This window comes from Streptomyces sp. NPDC059875 (assembly GCF_042731085.1).
Lineage (GTDB): Bacteria > Actinomycetota > Actinomycetes > Streptomycetales > Streptomycetaceae > Streptomyces.
The window spans coordinates 150171-173941 of sequence record NZ_JBHWJZ010000013.1 but is presented as its reverse complement, the minus strand read 5'-3'; the positions used below and the strand labels follow the sequence as shown (position 1 = coordinate 173941).

The following is a 23771-nucleotide window of genomic DNA, read 5'->3' as shown; positions in this document are numbered from 1 at the left end:
AGCGTCCCCCGCCAAGGATGAGCGCCGGCGGTACCAGCCGGTCTCCGCCCTCGCGCACGCACCGAGGGGTGAGATGCCCAGCACGCACCGTCGACGAGGACGCATCCGGCTGGCCGCTCTGCTGACGGGCTCTCTGTTGCTCGGGGCGGGAGGCGCGTTGCCCGCGCCCGTGGCGGCCGCCGCGCCCGCCGCCCGTACCGACGTCACGACGATCTCGGAGGACACGCTCCGGACCGGCTGGGACCCGAACGAGCCGAAGCTCGCGCCTGCCGACGTCTCCAGCGCCGACTTCGGCCTCCAGTTCTCCACCGCCGTGGACGGTCAGGTCTACGCGCAGCCGCTGGTCGTCGGTGACACGGTCATCGCGGCCACCGAGAACGCCAAGGTGTACGGCCTCGACTCCGCCACCGGGAAGATCAACTGGACGAAGAATCTGGGTGCGCCCTGGCCGGCCTCGGCGATCGGGTGCGGTGACCTGGTGCCCAACATCGGGGTGACGGCCACCCCGGTGTACGACCCGGCCACCAAGACCGTCTACCTCACCTCCAAGATCGACGACGGTGTCGACAGCAAGCACCCCAACTGGTACATCCACGCCCTGGACGCGGCCACGGGTGTCGAGCGCGCCGGCTGGCCCGTGAAGGTGCAGGGCTCTCCGGTCAACGATCCGGGCCGCTCGTTCAACGCCTTCACCGCCGGCCAGCGACCCGGCCTCCTCCTCATGGGCGGATCGGTCTACGCGACCTTCGCCTCGCACTGCGACGTCGGCCCGTACGTCGGTTACGTCCTCGGAGTCGACACCACGACCCGCAAGACCACCCTCTGGGCCTCCGAGGACTCCTCCGCCAACGGCATGGCGGGAATCTGGATGAGCGGCGGCGCCCCGGTCTCCGACGGACCCGGCCGGATCTTCGTCACCACGGGCAACGGCATCTCTCCGGCGCCCGGCCCCGGTTCGAAGCCGCCGGGCCAGCTGGCCCAGTCGGTGGTCCGGCTCGGCGTCAACAGCGACGGCACGATGTCCGCCCAGGATTTCTTCGCCCCGAGCAACGCCCCGACCCTCGACACGCACGACACCGACCTCGGCTCGGGTGGACCCGTGGCCCTGCCCGGTCCGGTCTTCGGCACGCCCCAGAACCCCCACCTGATGGTCCAGATCGGCAAGGACGGCCGTCTCTTCCTCCTCGACCGGGACAACCTCGGCGGCCGCAGCCAGGGCCCCGGGGGTACGGACGCGGTGCTCGGCACCTTCGGACCGTACGAGGGCGTCTGGGGGCACCCGGCCGCCTACGGCGCGGAAGGCGGCTATGTGTACACGATCGGCAGCCGGGGTCCGCTGCGGGCCTTCGCGTACGGCGTCACCGGCACGGGCAAGCCGTCCCTGATCAACACCGGCACCAGCACCGGGACCTTCGGCTACACCTCCGGCTCGCCCGTGGTGACCTCCACCGGCACCACGCCGGGCTCCGCCCTCGTCTGGGCGATCTACGCGGACGGCGCCAACGGCGCGAACGGTCAGCTCCGGGCGTACGACGCGGTACCGGTCAAGGGCACCCTGAATCTGCGTTTCTCCGCACCGATCGGCATCGCGTCCAAGTTCGCCGTGCCCGCCACCGACGGCGGACGCGTCTACGTCGGCACCCGGGACGGTCACGTCCTCGCCTTCGGACGTCCCTCCACCACCGCGCTGACCGGCAGCGCGGTGGACTTCGGCGAGGTGCCCGTGGGCAGCACCGGCCAGGCCACTGCGAAGGTTACGGCCACCCAGGACGTGACGATCTCGGCGGTGAGTACGCCATCGGGCGGCGCGTTCTCCGCCGCGCCCACCGGACTTCCGGTGACCCTGCACCCCGGGGACAGCTACTCGGTGCCGGTGTCGTTCTCGCCGACCACGCCCGCGGCGGACAGTTCGGTACTGACCTTCACCACCGACGCCGGCACGCTCGGCTTCGGCCTGAGCGGCTACGGCATCCGACCCGGGCTCACGCCCTCCCCGTCCGCGCTCGACTTCGGCACCGTGGCGACGGGCACGTCCAAGACCCTGGGCGTGAGCTTCACCAACACCGGGACCGAGCCCGAGACGATCTCGGCCGGCAGTCCCCCGGGCGCCCCCTTCGGCGCCGTCGGCCTGCCCGCCGACGGCACCGTCGTCGAACCCCAGCAATCGGTCACCGTCCCGGTGACGTACACGCCGACGGCCACGGGCGACCACACCGGGACCCTGTCGCTGACCGGGCAGCATGGCACGGCGACCGTGAACATCACGGGGACGGCGGTGACCGGCACGGGGCGGCTGACGATCACCCCGACCACCACCGACTTCGGCAACGTCGCGGTCGGTAAGTCGGTCACCAAGACCTTCGCCATCAGCAACACGGGTAACATCCCGCTCACCATCACCAAGGCGAAAGCGCCCGCGGCACCATTCCATGTGACCAGTCCGTTGAGTGAGGGTCAGGTCATCGGCCCGGAGGACGTGCTGTACCAGTCCGTCACCTTCTCCCCGACCGCCCTCGGTACCGTCACCGGCACCTACCAGTTCACCTCCGACGACGGCCGAGGACCGCAGAACGAGACGCTCACCGGCACCGGGACCGCGCCCGGCAGAGTCACCGTGCCGCAGCCGGGAGCGGGCGGCTGGGAACTCAACGGAGCGGCGCGGCTTTCCGGCAACGACCTCCAGCTCACCCAGACGGCCAGGAGCACGGCGGGCTCGGCGGTCTTTCCCGTGCCGGTGGTCACCGACGGCCTGAGGGCGGCGTTCACCACCGTCATCGGCGGCGGCACCGGTGCCGACGGCCTCACCTTCAGCCTGCTCGACCCGGCCCGGACCACCCCGAGCGCGCTCGGTGGAACCGGGGGAGGCCTCGGCTGGTCGGGCCGGTCGGGCGTGGCGATCACCTTCGACACGTACCGCAACGTCGGCGATCCGTCCTCCAATTTCGTCGGCATCGCCACCGTGACCAGCGGCTCGGCCTTCACCTACGCGGCATCCACCACCGCCGTGCCCAGCCTGCGCTCGGGCCCGCACTCCGTCTCCGTCTCCATCACCGGGCAGACGATCACGGTGTCCATGGACGGCATCCGGCTGCTCAGCACCTCGGTGCCCTCGCTGCGCCCGACGGCCCTGCTCGCCTTCACCGGCGCCAACGGCGCGAAGACCGACATCCACACGGTCCGGGACTCGGTGATCAGCGCGGCCACGTACGCGGTACCGCCGCCGGGCCCCAACGGCTGGACCTACAACGGCTCGGCTGCGATGTCCGGCACCGGCTTGGTGCTCACGACGCCCCGCACGTACATCAAGGGGGCCGCGGTCCAGTCGACCGCCGTACCGTCGGCTCGCCTGAAGGCAAGGTTCACCACCGCGATCGGCGGCGGCACGGGCGCCGACGGGTTGGCCTTCCTCCTGCTCGACGCGACGAAGGCGACCCCCACGTCACTCGGCGCGGGCGGCGGGGGCCTCGGCTACTCGGGCCTGCCGGGCATTGCCGTCACCCTGGACACCTCCCGCAACGTGCCGGATCCCTCGGCCAACTTCATCGGCGTGGCCACCGGGGGTACAGCCGACCGGCTTCGGTACGCCGCCACGTCCACCGCCGTCCCGGCCCTGCGCACCGGAACGCATGTCGTCGACGTGAGCGTGACGGCTGCCGGGCACCTGCTGGTCGCCATCGACGGCAAGCAGGTCATCGACATCGCGGTCACTCTGCCCAAGAACGTGCTTGTCGGATTCAGCGGCGCAACCGGAGCCAGGACGGACAACCACACGGTCCGCGGCGTCAAGGTCACTTATTGAGCACCGGCGGTCCGGCCGACCGGTCCGTCCAGGAGGCGTCCTCCGCAACGAGCGCGAAGGCCTCGATCTCGATCAGCAGCTCGGGGTGGACCAGCGCGGCGACCTGGACCGCCGAGCTGGCCGGCAGCGGGGCCGTGCCGAACGCCTCGTCCCGCGCGGCCCGGACCGCCGGCAGATGGGCGACGTCGGTCACGAAGTACGTCAGCTTCACCACGTCGTCGAAGCCCGCGCCCGCCGCCGCCAGGCAGTGGCGCAGATTGGCGAAGACCTGACGGGCCTGCGCCCCCGGGTCGCCCGTCCCGACCACCGCCCCCGAGGCGTCGAGGGAGCACTGGCCGGATATCGCGACGAACCGGCCGGTGCCCCACACGACATGGCTGTACTGGGGGCTGGGGGCGACCCCGTCGGGCGCCGGGACGTGGGTGAGGTGCGTCGTCATGCCCGACATCCTCGCCCACGCCACTGACAGTCCCGCGCGGCGGTCCCTCAGCGCACGTGGCCGAGGAGGCCGTGCAGGACCGCGCCGCCGGTCGTGCCTCCGGTCGTGCCGGCCGGTGCGGCTCCGCTGCGGGACGCGGCGGGCTTCAGCGGCTTCGGCTCCGGGAGCGTGTCGCACACCGCGTCCGCCTCCGACTGCCCGTCCCCGCGCGGCACGGTGCCCGTGGCGAGGTAGCTCGCCAGGTGCTCGTCCATGCAGTCGTTGCCCGCCAGCGTCACCCCGTGGTTCCCGCCGCCCTCCTCGACCACCAGGCTGGAGCCGCGCACCATCCGGTGCAGCGCCACACCGCCTTCGTACGGCGTGGCCGCGTCGTCCGTCGCCTGGAGGATCAGCACCGGCGGCAGCTCGTCGTTGGAGACGTCGGGCGGAGTGAGCGAGTCCACCGGCCAGAACGCGCACGGGGCGTTGTACCAGGCGTTGTTCCAGGTGGAGAAGGGCGCCTTGGCGTGCACGTTCCAGTTGTCCGTGCGCCAGGTGTTCCAGTCGCGCGGCCACTTGGCGTCCCGGCACTGCACGCTCGTGTAGACCGAGTAGCCGTTGTCGGCCGCCGTGTCCGCCGCCCCGTATGTCTCGTACGCCCGGGTCAGCGGGGTCGCGTCCTTCTTGTTGACGTACGACGAGAACGCCTCGGCCAGCCTCGGCCAGTAGCCGTTGTAGTACCCGCCCGGCAGGAAGGTGTCCTCCAGCTCGCCCGGGCCGACCTTGCCGCCGGCCGGGGTCTTGGCGAGCGCGTCCCGCATCCCGTACCAGGCCGTCTCGACCGCCGCCGGGTCCGTGCCCAGCTTGTACGTGGCGTTCTGGCGGGCCACCCAGGCCATGAAGTCCTTGTGGCGGGTGTCGAAGGCGTAGTCCTGAGCGATGTTGTCCTCGTACCAGACGCCCTGGGGATTGACGACGGAGTCCAGGGCGAGCCGGCGCACCCGCTCCGGGTACAGCCGCGCGTAGACGGCGCCGAGGTAGGTGCCGTACGAGTACCCCAGGTAGTTGAGCTGCGGCGCGCCGAGCGCCGCGCGGATCGCGTCCAGGTCCCGGGCCGTGCTCACGGTGTCGATGTACGGCAGGACGTCGCCGTGCTTCTTCCCGCAGGCCTCCGCGAAGGCCCGGGCCCGCTCGACGCCCGCCTGCTCGGTGTCGGCGCCGAGCGGCACGGAGTCCGGTCGCACCGGGTCGAAGTGGCCCGGCTTGCAGTCGAGCGCGGGTTCGCTGCTGCCGACACCGCGCGGGTCGAAGCCGATGACGTCGTACTGCGCCGCCACCTTCGCGGGCAGGGAGGCGGCCACGAACCCGGCCATGGTCCGTCCGCTGCCGCCCGGCCCGCCCGGGTTGACGAGCAGCGGACCCTGGTACTCCTTCGCGGTGTGCGCGACCCGGGTCAGCGCCAGTGTGATCGACCGGCCGACCGGATCGTCGTGGTTCAGCGGCACCTCGAGCGTGGCGCACTGGAGCTTCGGATACGCCTTGGTGGCACAGTCGTTCCAGATGAGCGGCGCGATGGGGCGGGGGGTCGGCTCGGGCCGGGGCGTCGCGGACGCGGGCAGGGCGGTGACCGTCCCTGCGACCAGTGCCCCAGTGGCGATCAGCATTCCTGCGCGTGTGGTCATACGGCGTCCGTGCCCCGATCGGTATGCGGAAGGACCTGTTCCGCCCAGAGTTGACCCGATCAGGGGATCAGTCGGTGGATCAGTCAGAGGAGGGTGAGCTGCTCGGGAGCCCCCACGAGCGCCGGCTCCTCCGGTACGGGTATCCGACGCGGCGCTCCCCGGTGGGCCGGTCCGATCCCGAACTCGGCGGCCAGTTCGTGCACCTGACGGGTGATCCGGCGCTGGTACCAGGTCGGTGCGTAGGCGCCGTCCGCGTACATCCGCTCGTACCGCCCGACCAGCTGCGGGTGGTGCTGTCGCAGCCAGGTGAAGAACCACTCGCGGGCGCCTGGCCGCAGATGCAGGACGAGCGGGGTCACCGAGGTGGCGCCGGCCTCGGCGATGGCGCGCACCGTGTCGCGCAGCTGCTCGGGCCGGTCGCCGAGGAAGGGGATGACCGGGGCCATCAGCACCCCGCAGCCGATGCCGTGCTCGCCGAGCGTCCGTACGACGTCCAGGCGCCGTTGTGGGGAGGGCGTGCCGGGCTCGACCGTGCGCCAGAGCTCCTGGTCGGTGAAGCCGACGGAGACGGAGATGCCGACCTCGGTCACCTCCGCCGCCTGGACCAGCAGGTCGAGGTCGCGCAGGATCAGCGTGCCCTTGGTCAGGATGGAGAAGGGGTTGGCGTGGTCGCGCAGGGCCTCGATGATCCCCGGCATCAGGCGGTAACGCCCTTCGGCCCGCTGGTAGCAGTCGACATTGGTGCCCATCGCGATGTGCGCGCCCAGCCAACGGCGGGAGGCGAGCTGGCGGCGCAGCAGCTCCGGTGCGTTGATCTTCACCACGATCTGGGAGTCGAAGCCGAGGCCGGTGTCCAGGTCCAGATAGCTGTGGGTCTTGCGGGCGAAGCAGTAGACGCACGCGTGCGTGCAGCCGCGGTACGGGTTGACCGTCCATTCGAACGGCATCCGTGAGGCGCCCGGCACCCGGTTCACGATCGAGCGGGCCCGCACCTCGTGGAAGGTGATCCCGCGGAACTCGGGCGTGTCGAACGTGCGGGTGGTGACCGCGTCCGTACCGAACAGGGCGGTCTCCGTGGCGATGGCGGGGTTCTCGCCCAGATTGTCCCAGCGCATGGACGCCTCCTCGGTCGCGGTGCCCTGTCGGGGGCTCTGCCGTACGCAGAGAATAGAACACATGTTCCCTTGATCGTTGCAACCCGGATTTGGGAGGCCCGTGCCCAGGTGGTTGGCTGGTCCCACACCCCTGAAGAACCACGTGTTGGAGGAAGTGCAATGGCGCAGGTCGAGGCCACGACGGAGCGGATCATCGCGGCGGACGCGGAGGCGGTGTTCGACGCTCTGGCCGACTACAGCGGCACGCGCGCGAAGCTGCTGCCGGAGCACTACAGCGAGTACGAGGTGCGCGAGGGCGGCGACGGCGAGGGGACCCTCGTCCACTGGAAGCTCCAGGCCACCAGCAAGCGCATCCGCGACTGCCTCCTGGAGGTCACCGAGCCCACCGACGGGCAGCTCGTCGAGAAGGACCGCAACTCCTCCATGGTCACCACCTGGACCGTCACCCCCGCCGGCGAGGGGAAGTCCAAGGCCGTCGTCTCCACCGTCTGGAACGGCGCCGGAGGCATCGGCGGCTTCTTCGAGAAGACCTTCGCGCCCAAGGGTCTCGGCCGCATCTACGACGCCCTCCTGGCCAACCTGGCCGCCGAGGTGGAGAAGTAACGCCCACGCGCTCACCGGTTCGAGTGGTTTTCCCGCGACCCCCGCAAGAGCGCCCCGCGCGCCCGGGGGTCGCGACCCCTCCCGTAAACGCGCTGATGGGCGCCCCAAGTGCGCTGCCGTACGGGGCCGTTCACCACCCGGGACGCGCCCGACCTCCCGTACCGCCCGACTTGCTCCCGCTTCGCGCCCAATGCGAAGAATGACGCGGCGCTGACGTCGTGACGAGGGGAGCAGCACGTGGGTGCGATCACGCTGGTGAAGGACGACCTGCCGCTCGCCGCGGGCGACCCTCCCTCGGGGCACGAACCGCCGCCCGAACCGGAACCGGCCCTCGACCCCCGCCGCGTCCGCCTCGTCTTCTTCGGCCTCATGCTCGCGCTGCTGCTCGCCGCGCTGGAGCAGATGATCGTCGCCACCGCCCTGCCGAAGATCGTCGGCGAACTCCAGGGCCTGGACCGGATGTCCTGGGCGATCACCGCCTATCTCCTCACCGCCACCATCGGTCTGCCGATCTACGGCAAACTCGGCGACCTCTTCGGCCGCAAGGGCGTCTTCCTCTTCGCCATCGTGGTCTTCGTCATCGGCTCGGCGCTGGCCGGCTGGTCACGGTCCATGGACGAGCTCATCGCCTTCCGGGCCGTCCAGGGCGTCGGCGCGGGCGGCCTGATGATCGGCGTCCAGGCGATCATCGCGGACATCGTCCCGGCCAGGGAACGCGGCCGCTACATGGGCCTGATCGGCGCCGCCTTCGGCCTCGCCTCCGTCGCGGGCCCGCTGCTCGGCGGCTTCTTCACCGACCACGTCTCCTGGCGCTGGTGCTTCTACTTCAACGTCCCCTTCGGGCTCGTCACCCTGGCCGTCGTCGCCGTGGTGCTCAAGCTCCCCAAGCCGCGGACCCGGGCCCGGCTCGACGTCCTCGGCTCGATCCTGCTCGCCGCCGCCTCCACCTGCCTGGTCCTGCTGACCAGTTGGGGCGGAACCGAGTACGACTGGGACTCCGAGGTCATCATCGGCCTGGCCTGCGGAGCCGCCGGAACGACCCTGCTCTTTCTCGCCGTCGAGCACGTCGCGCCCGAACCGCTCATCCCGCTGCGGCTGTTCAGGGACTCGGTGTTCACGGTCACCAGCCTCGTCGGCGCGGTGGTCGGCATCGCGCTCTTCGGCGCCGCCAGCTATCTGCCGACCTTCCTGCAGATGGTCGAGGGCGCCACCGCCACCGAATCCGGCCTCCTCATGCTGCCGCTGATGGGCGGGATCGTCCTCGCCTCGATCGTCTCGGGGCAGCTCATCACCCGCACCGGCCACTACAAGATCTACCCGGTCCTCGGCGGCGCCGTCTCCGTCGTCGGCATGTGGCTGCTCTCCCGGATGGAGACGGACACCCCGCGGCTGCACCACAGCGTCTGGCAGGCCGTGCTCGGCATCGGCATCGGACTGGTCATGCCGGTGCTCATCCTCGCCGTGCAGAACTCCGTACGCCCCACCGACCTCGGCACCGCCACCAGCGCCCACAACTACTTCCGCCAGATCGGCGGCAGCGTCGGCGCCGCCGTCTTCGGCACGCTCTTCGCCGCCCGGCTCGACGACGCCCTCGCCGACTCCCTGCCCCGTACGGCGGGCTCCGCGCTGCCCGCTGCCGAATCGATCACCCCGCAGACGGTGCACGCCCTGCCGCCCGCCCTGCGGGACGCCTACATCCAGGCCTACGCGGACGCGATGCCGCGGATCTTCCTCTACCTGGTGCCGGTCCTCGTGCTCGGCCTCGTCCTCGCCTTCTTCCTCAAGGAGAAACCGCTGGTGTCCCACCACACCCCCACCACCGAGGCCCCCACCGCCGTCCCCCGGGCCCGCGCGTCGGCCGCCCCCACCCCCGCCGCGTACAGCGCCGGGCTCCCGGTCTGCGGAACCGTCCAGCACCACGACGGCAGCCGCGTCCCGCGCGCCGCTCTCACCCTCATCGACGTCCAGGGACAGCAGATCGGCCGCGGCGGCAGCGGCGAGGACGGGCGGTACGCGCTCAGCGTCCCGGGCCCCGGCTCGTACGTCCTGATCGCCGCGGCCGGCGGCCACCAGCCGCAGGCCGTCTCCGTCACCGTCGGCGAACGGCCCGTCGAGCTCGACGTGGTCCTCGGCGGCGCGGGCCGCCTCGCCGGCACGGTCGTGACCGCCGACGGAACGCCCGTAAGGGACGCGGCGGTCACCCTCACCGACGTACGCGGCGAGGTCGTCGCCTCGACCCGCAGCGGGCGCGAGGGCGGCTACGTCATCACGGAGCTGGTGGCGGGCGAGTACACGCTGGCCGCCAGCGCCCCCGCCTTCCGGCCCGCCGCCCTGCCGGTGAGCGTGCAGGCCTCCCGCGAGACGCGCCAGGACATCGAGCTGGCGGGCGGCGCGCTGCTGCGCGGGACGGTGCGCGCGGGCGGCGGACAGCCGGTCGAGGACGCGCGCGTGACGCTCCTCGACGCGGCCGGCAACGTGGTCGACACCCTGACGACGGGACCCGACGGCACGTTCCGCTTCGTGGACCTGTCCTCGGGGGAGTACACGGTGATCGCGGCGGGCTATCCGCCGGTCGCCACCGTCCTCCAGGTCGCGGGCGGCGGACGCACCGAACGCGACCTCCAGCTCGGCCACGAGGACTGACCCCCGGCCGTCCGTGGGCTCAGGAGGAGGCGGTCGCCTTGCGCAGCGCGCTGATGCAGGTGCCGATCGCCTCCTGAAGGGCTTCGAGGCGCGTGAGCATGTCGTCCTCGAGGACGTCCTCCTCCAGGACCTCGTCGAGGGTCAGCTCCTCGAAGACCTTCGTGGCCTTCTGCAGGCTGTTGTAGAACTTCGTACGGCGCTCCTGGACGCGCAGCGCCGGGTCCGCCTCGACGGCCTGGGCCACGAGCCCCTTGACCGTGTCGTAGGCCTCGCCGGCCCACTCGCCCGCCTCTTCGGAGTCGTCGAGCTCGTCGATGAGGGAGAGGTGCCGCTCCGCCTCGGCGCGCAGCGCGGCGGGCGCCTCCACGGTCTGCCCGGCCGGCGTGCGGATCTGGCCCTTCTCGACGATCTGCCGGACGTAGCCGATCCGGTCGGCCGCCTTGGCCTCGCCCGCCACGGCCTTCTTCAGCTCGTCGGTGCGGGCGATGGCCCGCGCCATCCCGGTCTGCAGCGCCGGGTCCTCCTTCATCCGGTCGAGCAGCGCGCCGCGGGCCGCCTCGGCCGTGCCCGGGTCGGCGAGGATCGCGGCGCGCAGGGCGGTGGGGTTCTCCGCGACCTCCAGCGCCTTCGTCGGCCGGATGCCCTCGGCCTCCGCCGCCGCGGTGATCGCGTGGCCGCGCACCGACGAGGCGCTGGAGCGGGAGGAGTAGTACGACAGCCAGACGTCGGCCTCCGGCAGCTCGATGTCCGCACCGGGCACCAGTGCCTCGAACTGAGGGACCAGCCCGTCGTCCGCGGCCATGTCCCATGCCTTGTAGTACCGCATGACGCGCTCGGGGGAGCACTCGGCCAGCTCGGCGAACGCCTTCGCCGAGACCTTGTCCGAGCCCTCCGCCGCCTGCCCGCCCGGCCGCACGCTCCGCGCCACCTTCAGCGCGAACGCCCACCCGCCGGTGCGTGCGTAGACCCCGAATTCCCGGGCGTCCCGGACGATCGCGTCCGGCACGTCCTGGACGACGAAATCCGTCGCCTCGGCTTCGGGGGCGGCCGGCGCGGCGGGGACGGCGGCGGTTTCGGACGGGGCGAACGCGGTGGTCACCGAGAGGTCTCCTGACGGTAGGGGGCGAGAATCTGCACCGGCCAGCCTATACGCACCTGTTGAAGGCATATCGCCCGAATTCGATATTGGATCGATCGGTCCACCACCTGCTTCGCGTGAGTCCGCGGGGGACCCTCGCAGAGGTCTAGACCACTAAACCTCCCCAGGGTTCTGGCCTGGCCGTTCGGTGGGGCGTAACGTGACGCCGCAGGAGCATGGTCGTCACCGCACGTGAGGGGACAGGGGTTTCGTGAAGATCCTGATCAGCGCCGACATGGAAGGCGCCACCGGCGTCACGTGGCCCGCCGACGTGCTGCCCGGGACGCCCCAGTGGGAACGGTGCCGGTCGATGTTCACCTCGGACGTCAACGCGGCGGTCCTCGGATTCTTCGACGGCGGCGCCGACGAGGTGCTGATCAACGAAGCGCACTGGACCATGCGGAACCTGCTCCTCGAACAGCTCGACGAGCGCGCCGAGATGCTCACCGGGCGCCACAAGTCGCTCTCCATGGTGGAGGGGGTGCAGCACGGAGACGTCGACGGCATCGCCTTCGTCGGCTACCACACCGGCGCGGGCGCCGAAGGCGTCCTCGCGCACACCTACCTCGCCAACTCCATCACCGGTGTGTGGCTGAACGGCGAGCGGGCGAGCGAGGGGCTGCTCAACGCCCATGTCGTGGCGGAGTACGGAGTTCCCGTCGTCCTCGTCACCGGCGACGACCTGACCTGCGAGGACGCCCTCGGATACGCACCCGAGGCGCTCAAGGTCGCCGTCAAGGACCACGTCTCCCGGTACGCGGCGGTGTGCCGGACCCCGAAGCGTACGTCGAGCGAGATCCGGGCCGCGGCGAAGGCCGCGGCCGCCCTCGCCGTCCGGCACGAGCCGGTGCGGGGCGGACCGTTCACGGTGGAGCTGGAGTTCGACGCCGAGCATCTGGCGGCCGCCGCCACGGTGGCACCCGGCGTGGCGCGGAGTGGCGAGCGCCGGGTCGCGTACACCAGCGGGACGATGTACGAGGGCATTCGCACGTTCAAGGCGGTCACCACGATCGTCTCCGCAGCGGTGGAGGAGCAGTATGGCTGAGCCGGGCCAAGGACCAGACGCCACGGCGCTCGACGAGACGGCGCTCGACGAGGTGGTGACCTTCACCTCCGAGCTCATCCGCATCGACACCACGAACAGGGGCGGCGGGGACTGCCGCGAGCGACCCGCCGCCGAGTACGTCGCCGAACGCCTCGCCGCCGCCGGACTCGAACCCACCCTGCTGGAGCGGACCGCCGGCCGCACCAACGTGGTGGCGCGCATCCAGGGCACCGACCCCTCCGCCGACGCCCTGCTCGTCCACGGCCACCTCGACGTCGTCCCCGCCGAGCCCGCCGACTGGGCCGTCCACCCCTTCTCCGGCGAGGTCCGCGACGGGGTCGTCTGGGGACGCGGCGCCGTCGACATGAAGAACATGGACGCGATGGTCCTCGCCGTCGTCCGCTCCTGGGCCCGCCAGGGCATCCGGCCGCGCCGCGACATCGTCCTCGCCTACACCGCCGACGAGGAGGCCAGCGCCGAGGACGGTTCCGGCTTCCTCGCCGACCAGCACCCCGGACTCTTCGAGGGCTGCACCGAAGGCATCAGCGAATCCGGGGCGTTCAGCTTCCACCCGACCCCCGGCATGACGCTCTACCCGATCGCCGCCGGCGAGCGCGGCACCGCCTGGGTCAAGCTCACCGCCCACGGGAAGGCCGGGCACGGCTCCAAGGTCAACACCGCCAACGCCGTGACCCGCCTCGCCGAGGCCGTCGCCCGCATCGGCGCCCACCCCTGGCCCGTCCGCCTCGCCCCGACCGTACGGGCCGCGCTCACCGAACTCGCCGCCCTCTACGGCATCGAGATCGACGTCAACGCCGACGACTTGGACGTCGACCTGCTCCTGGAGAAGCTCGGACCCGCCGCCGCGCTGGTCGAGCCGACCGTGCGCAACAGCGCCAACCCGACGATGCTGGACGCCGGTTACAAGGTCAACGTCATCCCCGGGCACGCCGTCGCCTACGTCGACGGCCGGATGCTGCCGGGCGGCGAGGAGGAGTTCACCGAGACGATGGACCGGCTCACCGGGCCGGACGTGGACTGGGAGTTCCACCACCGCGAGGTCCCGCTGGAGGCCCCCGTCGACTCGCCCACCTTCGCCCGACTGCGCGCCGCCGTCGAGCACTTCGCCCCGGACGGCCATGTCGTCCCGTTCTCCATGTCCGGCGGCACCGACGCCAAGCAGTTCTCCCGGCTCGGCATCACCGGGTACGGCTTCTCCCCGCTGAAGCTGCCCCCGGACCTGGACTACGGAGCGCTGTTCCACGGCGTCGACGAGCGCGTCCCCGTCGACGCCCTGCACTTCGGCGTCCGCGTCCTCGACCATTACCTGAAGTCCGCGTAAGTCCGCGTAAGTCCGTGTAAAGGAAGACGAGATGGTACCCACGGGCGCCTACGGCACCTGGCCTTCACCCATCGACGCCGCGCTCGCCGCCCGCCACGACGGCCGCCCCGAGTACGTCGGCGTCGTCGGCGACGAGGTGTGGTGGACCGCGCCGCGGCCCACCGAGGGCGGCCGGCGGGCGCTCGTCCGCCGACGAGCCGACGGCACCGAGGAGTCGGTGCTCCCCGCCCCGTGGAACGTCCGCAGCAGGGTCGTCGAGTACGGGGGACAGCCCTGGGCCGGCCAGGCGCGCGCGGACGACGGGCCGCTCGTGGTGTTCAGCCACTTCCCCGACCAGCGGCTGTACGCGTACGAACCCGACACGGACACCGCCGGCTCCGGAGCAGAACCCCGACCGCTCACCCCCGTCTCCACCGTCGGCGGCGGACTGCGCTGGGCCGACCCCGTGATCCACCCCGAGCGCGGCGAAGTCTGGTGCGTCCTGGAGGAGTTCACCGGCCCCGCGCCCACCGACGTACGCCGCGTCCTCGCCGCCGTACCCCTCGACGGATCGGCCGCCGAGGACCGGGCCGCCGTACGCGAACTCTCCGACGGACGCCACCGGTTCGTCACCGGCCCCCGGCTCTCCCCCGACGGACGGCAGGCGGCCTGGATCGGCTGGGACCATCCCCGGATGCCCTGGGACGGCACGGAGGTCCTTCTCGCCGACGTCACGGCCGAGGGCACGTTCCGGGGCGCGCGGCCCGTCGCCGGCGGGCCGGAGGAGTCGGTGGCGCAGGTCGGCTGGACCGCGGACGGCCGGCTGCTGTACGTGAGCGACCGCACCGGCTGGTGGAACCTCTACCGGGCGGGCGACGGAGACGGTGGTGAGAGCGGCGGCGGTGAGCCGGTCGCCCTGTGCCCCCGCCCCGAGGAGTTCGGCGGACCGCTCTGGAAGATCGGCCTCGGCTGGTTCCAGCCCCTGGAGAACGGACTCGTCGCCGTCATCCACGGCAAGGGCGCCACCACGCTCGGCATACTCGACCCCGAGAGCGGCGAACTCGTCGACGCGGCAGGACCCTGGACCGAGTGGGCCGCCACCCTCGCCGTGCACGGCACCCGGGTCGTCGGCGTGGCCGCCAGCCCGCGCAGCGCCTACGAGGTCGTGGAGCTGGACACCCGTACCGGCCGGGTCCGGGTCATCGGCTCTGCCCACGACGACCCGGTCGACCCCGCGTACTACCCCGAGCCCCAGATCCGTACCTTCACCGGACCCGACGACCGCGAGATCCACGCCCACGTCTACCCGCCGCACAACCCCGACCGGATCGCCCCCGGCGAAGAGCTGCCGCCCTACGTGGTGTGGGCGCACGGCGGGCCGACCGGGCACGCCCCGCTCGTCCTGGACCTGGAGATCGCCTACTTCACCTCCCGGGGCATCGGCGTCGCCGAGGTCAACTACGGCGGGTCCACCGGCTACGGCCGTGCGTACCGCGAGCGGCTGCGCGAGCAGTGGGGCGTGGTCGACGTGGAGGACTGCGCGGCCGTCGCCGAGGCCCTCGCCGCCGAGGGCACCGCCGACCCGGCGCGGCTCGCGATCCGGGGCGGCAGCGCGGGCGGCTGGACCACCGCCGCCTCCCTCGTCACCTCCGAGGTCTACGCCTGCGGCACCATCATCTACCCCATCCTCGACCTGCTGGGCTGGGCCACCGACGAGACCCACGACTTTGAATCCCGGTACCTGGAGTCGCTCATCGGCCCGCTCGCCGACGTGCCGGCCCGCTACCGGGAACGCTCGCCGCTCGATCACGTCGAGCGGATCTCCGCGCCCTTCCTCCTGCTCCAAGGGCTCGACGACGTGATCTGCCCGCCCGCGCAGGCCGAGCGGTTCCTGGGGCGCATGGCGGGACGGGGGATCCCGCACGCGTACATCGCCTTCGAGGGCGAGAGCCACGGCTTCCGGCGTGCCGAGACGATGATCCGCGCCCTGGAGTCCGAACTCTCCCTGTACGCACAGACCTTCGGCATCGCCCGGTCCGACGTCCCCCTTCTGGAGCTGAAGAAGTGACCGGAGCCGAAGCGGCGACCGTGACTCCCCTCACCCGCCCTCCGCGACTGCGCCCCGGCTCCCGGGTCGCCGTCGTCGCGCCCAGCGGACCGATCCCGGAGGAGCGGCTCGCGGCCGGGCTCGACCTCCTGCGCGGCTGGGAGCTCGAACCGGTGGTTGCGCCCCATGTCCTGGACGTGCACGGGAAGTTGGCGTATCTCGCCGGTGCGGACGAGGACCGGGCTCGGGACCTTCAGGAGGCCTGGTGCGACCCCGGGGTCTCCGCGGTGATCTGCGCCCGGGGCGGCTACGGCGTCCAGCGGATGGTGGATCTGCTCGACTGGTCGGCGATGCGGGCCGCAGGGCCCAAGGTCTTCGTCGGCTACAGCGATGTCACCGCCCTGCACGAGGCGTTCGCCGTCCGCGCGGGCCTCGCCACGCTCCACGGACCGATGGTCGCGGCGGCCACGTTCCTCAAGGACCCCCGCACCCAGGAGTCCCTGCGGGCCACCCTCTTGGAACCCGAGTCCGTGCGGACCCTCGGCCTGGACACCGCCCGCCCCCTGGTCCCCGGCCGCGCCCACGGCGTCACCCTCGGCGGCTGCGTGAGCCTCCTCGCCGCCGACCTCGCCACCCCGCACGCCCGCCCCTCCGCCCGCGGCGGCCTGCTGCTCCTGGAGGACGTGGGGGAGGAGCCGTACCGCCTGGACCGGATCCTCACCCAACTGCTCCGCTCCGGCTGGCTCGACGGCGTCGCGGGCATCGGCCTCGGCTCATGGGCCGAGTGCGGCCCCTACGAGGACGTCCGGGCCGTCCTCGCCGACCGCCTGGGCGGCCTCGGCGTCCCGGTCGTCGAGGAGTTGGGCTTCGGCCACAGCGAGACGGCGCTGACCTTCCCCCTGGGAGTGCCGGGAGTCCTGGACGCGGAGTCGGGGACGCTGACACTGGACGCGCCCGCGCTGGTCTGAGGCGGAGCATCTCCGCCGTGCCGCACCTTCACTGAATCTTCGTCAACAACCTCTGTCGCGCGCGTTGACGCGCCTCTGACACGTGTCACACCATGGGCCCGGCTCGGTACTTACCAGTCGGTAATCCTCAGCGTGGAGGTCCCCGTGTCCGTGTCCCGTGCGCTACCGCTGTCCCGCAAGCTCCTTGCCCTGGCCGCGAGTACGGCGCTGGCGGCGCCCCTCGCGTTCGCCGGACCCGCGAGTGGTGCCGAGACCGGTTCGTACACCGTCACCCCGCTGACCTTCACCGTCGAGGCGGGCGGGCGTACCTGCGCGATCGACGCCGATCTCTATCGGCCGGCCGGGGTGGACGCGGCGCATCCGGCGCCCGCCGTGGTCGCCACCAACGGCTTCGGCGGGAGCAAGGCGGACGGGTCCATCGACGCCATCGGAAAGGCCTTCGCCGCCCGTGGATACGTCGGACTCGTCTACTCCGGGCTCGGCTTCGGCAAGTCCGGCTGCCTGATATCCCTCGACGACCCCCGCATCGACGGGCAGGCCGCCACCCGGCTCCTCGACTTCCTCGGCGGCAGCCGCGCCGCCGACGACGGCACCCGCGCCGACTTCGTCACCAAGGACGGCGCGGGCGACCCACGCGTCGGCATGATCGGCGGCTCCTACGGTGGCGCGATCCAGCTCGCCACCGCCTCCGTCGACCCCCGGCTCGACGCGCTCGTCCCGCTCATCACCTGGAACGACCTCGCGTACTCCCTCGCCCCCAACGGCGCCGACCGCGCCACCCCCGGTGTCTTCAAATGGCAGTGGGCCAACGGCTTCTACCTGATGGGGGAGGGGCAGCCGCTCCTCGTCCCCTCGCTCGACCCCTCCCGTATCAACAGCCTCCGCTGTCTGCACGTCGTCACCGACGCCTGCGGCACCGTCCGGCTGCTCAACTCCGGCCGCTACCTCGAGGCCGACACCAAGAAGATGCTCGACTTCGCCCGGAGCGTCTCCCCGGTCTCGTACCTCGACAAGGTCAAGGCCCCGACGCTGATCGTCCAGGGCCAGTCCGACAGCCTCTTCAACCTCAACGAGGCCCAGGACACCTACGAGCGACTCCAGGCGCGCGGCGTCGAGACCAAGATGATCTGGCAGTCCTGGGGGCACAGCGGGGGACAGGCGCCCGGTGAACTCGACCTCGGGCAGGGCAATCTGGAGACCAGTTACGTCGGTCAGCGCGTCCTCGCCTGGTTCGACCGGTACCTGCGGCGCGACCGGAGCGCCGACACGGGGGCGGAGTTCGCCTACTACCGCTCCTGGCAGAGCGGTTACGGCACGGCTGCCACCGTCCCCGGCCTCAGCCGGAAGCTCTACCTCTCCGGGGACGGCAAGCTCGTCGACAACCGCGCCGAGGTCGCCCGGGGCTCGCGGGAGTACAGCAACTGGCTGGTCCCCACGAGCCACTCGGAGTCCTCGCTCGCCGGCATGATCGGTCTGCCCGATCCCCAGCCGTACGACATCAAGGGCACCTACCTCGGCTGGGCCAGCGCCCCGCTCACCGCCCCCGTCGACGTCGTCGGCGCCCCGAAGGCCACGCTCCGGGTCGTCTCCCCGAAGACCGAGCGCGTCCAGGACTCCGGCGACGCCGCCGACAAGCTCGTGCTCTTCGCCAAGGTCTACGACATCGCTCCGGACGGCAAGAAGACCCTGGTCAACCGGCTCGTGGCGCCGGTGCGGGTACCGGACGCGACCCGGTCGTTCACGGTGGAGCTGCCGGGCATCGTGCACCGCTACGAGACGGGTCACCGACTGGAGTTCGTGATCGCCGCCAGTGACGACGCGTACTCCGGGAACCGGGGGATCAAGCCGGTGACGATCACGGCCGCGCCCGAGGACACCGGAACCCTGGAGCTGCCCGTTGTCAAGGGCCAGGTGGGGTAGCAGCCAGAAGGGTGGATTCACGCGACCTTCGGTCGTTCTTTACCTGTTCTTTTCCCACTCCGTGGGCAGCGGGACGGAGACTGTGCCACCGCCCTTGCGCCGTGACGTCGGCGCGGGGCAGTGGCAGCTCCCACTCGCAGAAGGACCGAAGGCCCCGTGCCACTTCCCGTTGTGCTGTCCGGCCGCACCGTACGGCTGGAACCCCTCGCACCACAGCACGCCGCCGCGATCGCCGCGGCCGGCACCGAGGACCGTACGACGTACGCGTTCACGCCCGTCCCCCACAGCCTGGACGCGGCAGAGATCTACATCGAACGTGCCCTGGCCGAACAGGCCGCGGGCCGAGCGCTTCCCTTCGCCGTCGTCAGTACCGTCGACGGGCAGGTGGTGGGCTCGACGAGGTTTCTGGAGCTCGACTACTGGCAGGGGCCACTGGTCTGGCCCGCGGTGCCAGGGATGCCCTACGGCGACCCGGTCACCGCGGTGCCGGACGCCGCGGAGATCGGCAATACCTGGCTCTCGCCCCGGGCCCAGGGCACCGGGATCAACACCGAGGCCAAGCTGCTGATGCTCCGGTACGCCTTCGAGGTGTGGGGGGTGCGGCGCATCTCGATGCGGGCCGACGCCCGGAACGTGCGTTCCCGGGCCGCCATCGAACGCCTCGGCGCGACCTGCGAGGGCGTCCGGCGGGCGCATTCGCGAGGGCTCGACGGAGCCGTGCGCAGCACCGCTTTCTACTCGATCCTCGACGAGGAGTGGCCGGCCGTGCGGGCCGTCATCGAGGCCAGGCTCGACGCGGCGGCCCGGCTGCGCGCGGCTCGGTTCGACGGGGCGCCCGGGCTCGATGCGGCGCCCCGGCTCGACGCGACGGCGCCGCGCGGCCCGCTCGTACCGGCGTAGCGCCACCCGCGGCATAGCGAAGAGCCCCCGCCCGGGCGGGGGCTCTTCGCCGTGCGACTAGCGGGCCGCGAGCGCCGCGTACCCCGGGCGCACGACCTCGTCGATCAGCCGCTGCCGGTCCGGGAGCGGCAGGAACGCGGCGTCGAGCGCGGCGACCGTGAACTCCTCGAAGACCTCCGGGCCGTAGCCGAACGCATCGACCATGTGCTGGAACTCCTCGCTCATGGTGGTGCCGGAGACCAGCCGGTTGTCCGTGTTGAGCGTGATGCGGAAGCCGAGGCGGCGCAGCTCGTCGATCGGGTGCGAGGCGTAGTCCTTCGCCGCGCCCGTCTGGAGGTTCGAGGTCGGGCAGACCTCCAGGGCGATCCGGTTGTCGCGGACGTACGCGGCGAGGTGGCCGAGCGTGCCGTCCTCGGCGATGTCGTCCGTGATCCGCACGCCGTGGCCGATCCGCTCGGCGCCGCAGACCTGGACCGCCTCGTGGATCGACTCCGCGCCGACGGCCTCGCCGGCGTGGATCGTGAAGTGGCAGTTGTGCCGCTTGAGGTGCTGGAAGGCGGGCAGGTGGCGGGCCGGCGGGTTGCCGATCTCGCCGCCGGCGATGTCGAAGCCGGCCACGCCCTGCTCGCGGTGGGCGACCGTGAGCTGCGCGATCTCCAGGGAACGGTCGGTGTGGCGCATCCCGGTGAGGAGGGCGCGGACCGTGATCCGGCCGCCGGTGCGGCGCTCGCCCTCGCGGAAGCCGTCGTTCACGGCCTCGACGACCTCGTCGAGGCTCAGCCCGGCCTCCAGGTGCTGCTCGGGGGCGTAGCGGATCTCGGCGTAGACGACCCCGTCCGCGGCCAGGTCCTCGGCGCACTCGGCCGCGATGCGGTGCAGCGCCTCGCGGGTCTGCATCACCGCGCAGGTGTGGGCGAAGGTCTCCAGGTACCGCTCCAGCGAACCGGAGTCGGCGGCGTCCCGGAACCAGACCGCGAGCGCGGCCGGGTCCTCGGTCGGCAGCGCGGTGTAGCCGCACTCCCGGGCCAGTTCGACGATGGTGGCGGGGCGCAGGCCGCCGTCCAGGTGGTCGTGGAGGACGGCCTTGGGCGCGCGGCGGATCCACTCGGCGACGGGTATGGAGACCGGGGCGCTGAGCGGGGCGGCAGGGTTGTCAGACAAGTGCATGGCGCGGAAGTGTACGCCACGACGGCGGTCCGACGCTGTGACGCCGGCCGCGCGACCGGCTGCGCCGGGGCCGCCCGCTCAGTTCAACTGGAGGACCGGGAGTGCCGGGGCCCCTGTCGGCAGCATGTGCTTCGCCGCGAGGACCGGAGTGTCCTCGACCCGTACGACCTGGGTGACCAGCACCGCCGGGGTGTCGGCCGGGCGGCCGAGCTGATCGCCGCGGCGCTGGCCGAGCAGCGTCGCGGTCACACTGCTGTGGGCCCCCAGCGGCACTCCGCGCGAGGCCCCGGCGAGCACCGCCAGCATCGAGGTCCGCTCGGGCGCGGGCTCCGTGCGCAGCGCCTCGGCGAAGGCCGGGTGCGCCCGCTCCAGTACGTCGTCGGCCGCCGCCCACTCCTGGCTGAGCGCCGCCGCCGCACCCTCGCCGACCAGCAGTGACTCCCAGAACCGCAGCTCCGCCCGGGCCGGCGCGAGCAGGTGCTGGGTGGTGAAGTCGGTGGGTTCCTCGACCGCCCGCAGCAGCGCCCGGACGCGCAGCGGCGCGCCCGCGCCGATCAGCTCCTCCAAGGGCTGGATGTGCTCGAAGCCGCGGCGGGGCGGGTGGTCGTTGACGGTCCGGCCGACCCCGCGCCGTACGGACAGCAGACCGTCCTCCTGGAGGAGCAGCAGCGCCTCGCGCAGGGCGGGGCGGCTCACGCCCAGCTCGCCGGCGAGCTTCGGCTCGGAGGGGAGGGTCGAGCCGGGGGGATAGGTGCCGTCGTGGATGGCGTCCGCGATCCGCTCGTAGAGCACCACGACCGGTCTCCGCTGCTGTCCGCTGACTGCCACTACCCCTCCTCGGCTCACTTGTCGGCAAGTGAACGGTATTCGGAATCACAGGTCAAAGGGTCTTGACGTGTGACGCGCGTAGAACTCACTCTGTCTGGGCGCTGCTTGTCAGACAAGCTCTGTTCATCGTTATGACATCCACGGCAAAGGGGCCCCACATGTCAGCCACATCCGACCTCAAGGGCCGTGGGCCCATGCTGCTGGCGATGGTGCTCGCCGTCCTCGGATACCAGATCAACGCCACGATGCTCAGCCCCGCGCTGCCGGATGTCATCGAGCGCCTCGGCACCACCACGGCCGCCGCCGGCCTCTCGCAGACCCTCTTCTTCCTGATGGCGGCCATCGGCCAGGTCACCCTCGCCCGCCTCAGCGACCAGCGCGGCCGCAAGCCGATGATGATCGTCTGCGCCTTCGTGTTGATCGCCGGCAACCTGCTCTGCGTCTTCGCGCCGAACATCGAGATCTTCATCGCCGGCCGCATCCTCCAGGGCATCTCGGCCGCGATGTTCACCCTCGCCTTCCTCACCCTCAACCAGCTGCTGACGCCGGCCGGCTTCGGCAAGGCCGCGGGCATCATCACCGCCGTGAACGGCGGCCTCGCCGGTGTCGACGCCATCGCCGGCGGCCAGATCGCCGACACCATCGGCTTCCGCGGCATCTTCGTCTGCTCCACCCTGATCGCCGTCGCGGGCCTGATCGGCGTGCGGAAGTACGTCCCCGACGTCCCGGCCACCGCGACCGACGGCCGCTTCGACTCCCGCGGCATCGCGGCCCTCGCGCTCGGCCTCACCGGCATCCTCGTCGGCCTCGCCCAGGGCGCCGCCTGGGGCTGGACCTCCGTCCTCACCCTCGGCTTCCTGCTCGGCGGTGCCGCTTCGCTCGTCTTCTTCGTCGTCTCGCAGAAGAGCGCGGCCAACCCGGTCATCGACATCGAGGTGCTCGCCTCGCGCCGCGCCTGGCCGCTGCTGCTCACCACGATCTGCACTCTGGGCGGTGCCTTCGGCGCCATCGCGCTCACGATCCCGCTCTTCTCGCAGGACGCCCGGGTCGGCCTCGGCCTCTCCGCCGTCACCGCCGCCGTCCTCTTCCTCACCCCGATCCAGCTCATCGGCGTGATCTCCGCCCCGCTGACCGGGCGCCTCGGCCCGAAGATCGGCTGGCGCACGATCGTCGTCACCGGCGCGGTCGCCAACTTCGCGATCTTCCTCTTCGCCACCTTCTTCCTGCACAACGAGTGGATCCTGGTCGCCTCGCTCGCGGCGCTCGGCGTCACGTACGGCGGATTCATGCTGACCGGCCTCAACGGGCTCGCCGTCACCACCGCCCCGAAGGACAAGCCCGGCTCGCTCTCCGGCCTCAACGGCGCCTGCTTCGGCATCGGGGCCTCGCTCGGCATCGCCCTGGCCTCCGCGATGATCACGGCGGGCAGCGACGCGGGCGGCCCCACCGAGGCGGGCTACCAGCACGCCATGTACACCGCGCTCGCGCTGCTCGGTATCGGCGTCGTGACCGCTCTGCTCATCCAGCGCCCGGACCCGGCCGAGGCGCCGGCCGACGAGCCTCAGCTGGTCCTCGCCCACCACTGACCGGGCCCGCCGGGCGAGGCCGCACCCTCACCCGTACGGCCCCTCCCACCGCCCCCGTGCGGACCGGATCCCTCCATCCTGGTCCCACGGGGGCGGCCGCGTACGAGGAGGAGAGGTCCGGGCATGAGTCCCAAGGAGACATCGAGCACGGGCGGGCCCCCGCCCACCGGACCTTTCACGCCCGGCCGGATCGCCATCGCGGCCGTCGCGAGCCTCACCGCGGCGGCTCGGAGGCGGGGATGAGGCGAGCGGCGGTCCTGGGCACGGGTGCCGTCCTCGCGCTCGCGGCGGTGGCCGTCACCGCGGGGGAGGAGGCGGTGGCCGCGGAGGACGCCCCGCCGATGCCCGGGTTCCTCGGCAAGGGACTCTGGCGGGTCTTCACGACACTCGACCACCGCACCCGCGTCGACGTCCATGACGTCGGCGGGCGCGACCGTCTGGTGCTGTGGCCGCCGAACTGGACGGTGTGCACCCAGCACCCGGACGAGGGCGTGGCGCTCGACGGCCGCACGACCGTCGTGATCGGTGTGGTGAAGAAGGGCGAGACCTGCCCGCGGAAGGTCCGCTCGGCCCGCCGCTGACCCGCCGCTG

Annotated in this window: 17 protein-coding genes; 11 read left to right on the top strand and 6 right to left on the bottom strand. The window is 72.0% G+C overall.

The features are described from left to right. Positions 1-73 precede the first annotated feature (73 nt). Positions 74-3799 carry a choice-of-anchor D domain-containing protein gene (locus ACFV9D_RS18400; protein WP_385146700.1) on the top strand — a complete coding sequence of 1242 codons (3726 nt, stop codon included), beginning with the start codon at positions 74-76 and terminating at the stop codon, positions 3797-3799. On the opposite strand, the gene ACFV9D_RS18395 is transcribed toward ACFV9D_RS18400, so the two are convergent. The 3 genes from ACFV9D_RS18395 to ACFV9D_RS18385 form a co-directional block, all read right to left on the bottom strand. Further along, positions 3789-4238, bottom strand: a complete 450-nt coding sequence (locus ACFV9D_RS18395; RefSeq protein ID WP_385146698.1) for a RidA family protein — start codon at positions 4236-4238, stop codon at positions 3789-3791. The genes ACFV9D_RS18400 and ACFV9D_RS18395 overlap by 11 nt on opposite strands. A gap of 47 nt (positions 4239-4285) precedes the next feature. Next, positions 4286-5899, bottom strand: a complete 1614-nt coding sequence (locus tag ACFV9D_RS18390) for an alpha/beta hydrolase (protein ID WP_385146696.1) — start codon at positions 5897-5899, stop codon at positions 4286-4288. A gap of 83 nt (positions 5900-5982) precedes the next feature. Continuing rightward, on the bottom strand, positions 5983-7014 hold the full coding sequence (locus ACFV9D_RS18385) for an Rv2578c family radical SAM protein (protein WP_385146694.1): 1032 nt from the start codon (positions 7012-7014) through the stop codon (positions 5983-5985). Positions 7015-7173: 159 nt separating this feature from the next. On the opposite strand from ACFV9D_RS18385, the gene ACFV9D_RS18380 reads away from it, so the two are divergent. Both ACFV9D_RS18380 and ACFV9D_RS18375 read left to right on the top strand, forming a co-directional pair. Then, entirely contained in the window at positions 7174-7617 is a 444-nt protein-coding gene (locus ACFV9D_RS18380) for an SRPBCC family protein (RefSeq protein ID WP_385146692.1), read from the top strand. Positions 7618-7854: 237 nt separating this feature from the next. Continuing rightward, positions 7855-10260 (top strand): MFS transporter, encoded by a 2406-nt coding sequence (locus ACFV9D_RS18375; RefSeq protein ID WP_385146690.1) that lies wholly within the window; start codon positions 7855-7857, stop codon positions 10258-10260. 19 nt (positions 10261-10279) lie between these two features. Here the strand turns inward: ACFV9D_RS18375 and ACFV9D_RS18370 are convergent, their stop codons facing one another. Beyond that, the gene (locus tag ACFV9D_RS18370) at positions 10280-11359 is read right to left on the bottom strand and encodes a hypothetical protein (protein ID WP_385146688.1); all 1080 of its coding nucleotides are present in this window, start codon (positions 11357-11359) and stop codon (positions 10280-10282) included. A 250-nt stretch (positions 11360-11609) separates the two neighbouring features. Here ACFV9D_RS18370 and ACFV9D_RS18365 point away from each other — a divergent pair, with 250 nt between their 5' ends. From ACFV9D_RS18365 to ACFV9D_RS18340, 6 genes are all read left to right on the top strand, one after another. Further along, positions 11610-12443: a M55 family metallopeptidase gene (locus ACFV9D_RS18365; protein ID WP_385146686.1), complete on the top strand. Its 834-nt coding sequence runs from the start codon at positions 11610-11612 to the stop codon at positions 12441-12443. Next, entirely contained in the window at positions 12436-13785 is a 1350-nt protein-coding gene (locus tag ACFV9D_RS18360; RefSeq protein WP_385146684.1) for a M20/M25/M40 family metallo-hydrolase, read from the top strand. The genes ACFV9D_RS18365 and ACFV9D_RS18360 overlap by 8 nt, the downstream gene beginning before the upstream one ends. Positions 13786-13816: 31 nt before the next feature. Further along, the gene (locus tag ACFV9D_RS18355) at positions 13817-15832 is read left to right on the top strand and encodes a S9 family peptidase (protein WP_385146682.1); all 2016 of its coding nucleotides are present in this window, start codon (positions 13817-13819) and stop codon (positions 15830-15832) included. Further along, on the top strand, positions 15829-16779 hold the full coding sequence (locus ACFV9D_RS18350; RefSeq protein WP_385146680.1) for an LD-carboxypeptidase: 951 nt from the start codon (positions 15829-15831) through the stop codon (positions 16777-16779). The genes ACFV9D_RS18355 and ACFV9D_RS18350 overlap by 4 nt, the downstream gene beginning before the upstream one ends. 150 nt (positions 16780-16929) lie before the next feature. Further along, on the top strand, positions 16930-18699 hold the full coding sequence (locus ACFV9D_RS18345) for a CocE/NonD family hydrolase (protein ID WP_385146758.1): 1770 nt from the start codon (positions 16930-16932) through the stop codon (positions 18697-18699). A gap of 156 nt (positions 18700-18855) precedes the next feature. Next, positions 18856-19599 (top strand): GNAT family N-acetyltransferase, encoded by a 744-nt coding sequence (locus tag ACFV9D_RS18340; RefSeq protein WP_385146678.1) that lies wholly within the window; start codon positions 18856-18858, stop codon positions 19597-19599. A 57-nt stretch (positions 19600-19656) separates the two neighbouring features. On the opposite strand, the gene ACFV9D_RS18335 is transcribed toward ACFV9D_RS18340, so the two are convergent. Next, positions 19657-20766, bottom strand: a complete 1110-nt coding sequence (locus tag ACFV9D_RS18335; RefSeq protein ID WP_385146676.1) for an adenosine deaminase — start codon at positions 20764-20766, stop codon at positions 19657-19659. Between the two features lie 78 nt (positions 20767-20844). Beyond that, positions 20845-21594, bottom strand: a complete 750-nt coding sequence (locus ACFV9D_RS18330; protein ID WP_385146674.1) for a GntR family transcriptional regulator — start codon at positions 21592-21594, stop codon at positions 20845-20847. A gap of 158 nt (positions 21595-21752) precedes the next feature. On the opposite strand from ACFV9D_RS18330, the gene ACFV9D_RS18325 reads away from it, so the two are divergent. Beyond that, positions 21753-23180: an MFS transporter gene (locus ACFV9D_RS18325; RefSeq protein ID WP_385146672.1), complete on the top strand. Its 1428-nt coding sequence runs from the start codon at positions 21753-21755 to the stop codon at positions 23178-23180. Between the two features lie 239 nt (positions 23181-23419). Continuing rightward, complete coding sequence (locus ACFV9D_RS18320) at positions 23420-23761, top strand: hypothetical protein (protein WP_385146670.1); 342 nt, start codon at positions 23420-23422, stop codon at positions 23759-23761. The last annotated feature ends 10 nt before the right edge of the window (positions 23762-23771 follow it).

Coding starts and splice junctions, on each gene's coding strand:
- ACFV9D_RS18390 (WP_385146696.1), bottom strand. CDS start 5,899: ATGACCACACGCGCAGGAATGCTGATCGCCACTGGGGCACTGGTCGCA.
- ACFV9D_RS18395 (WP_385146698.1), bottom strand. CDS start 4,238: ATGACGACGCACCTCACCCACGTCCCGGCGCCCGACGGGGTCGCCCCC.
- ACFV9D_RS18335 (WP_385146676.1), bottom strand. CDS start 20,766: ATGCACTTGTCTGACAACCCTGCCGCCCCGCTCAGCGCCCCGGTCTCC.
- ACFV9D_RS18400 (WP_385146700.1), top strand. CDS start 74: ATGCCCAGCACGCACCGTCGACGAGGACGCATCCGGCTGGCCGCTCTG.
- ACFV9D_RS18360 (WP_385146684.1), top strand. CDS start 12,436: ATGGCTGAGCCGGGCCAAGGACCAGACGCCACGGCGCTCGACGAGACG.
- ACFV9D_RS18355 (WP_385146682.1), top strand. CDS start 13,817: ATGGTACCCACGGGCGCCTACGGCACCTGGCCTTCACCCATCGACGCC.
- ACFV9D_RS18385 (WP_385146694.1), bottom strand. CDS start 7,014: ATGCGCTGGGACAATCTGGGCGAGAACCCCGCCATCGCCACGGAGACC.
- ACFV9D_RS18380 (WP_385146692.1), top strand. CDS start 7,174: ATGGCGCAGGTCGAGGCCACGACGGAGCGGATCATCGCGGCGGACGCG.
- ACFV9D_RS18320 (WP_385146670.1), top strand. CDS start 23,420: ATGAGGCGAGCGGCGGTCCTGGGCACGGGTGCCGTCCTCGCGCTCGCG.
- ACFV9D_RS18325 (WP_385146672.1), top strand. CDS start 21,753: ATGTCAGCCACATCCGACCTCAAGGGCCGTGGGCCCATGCTGCTGGCG.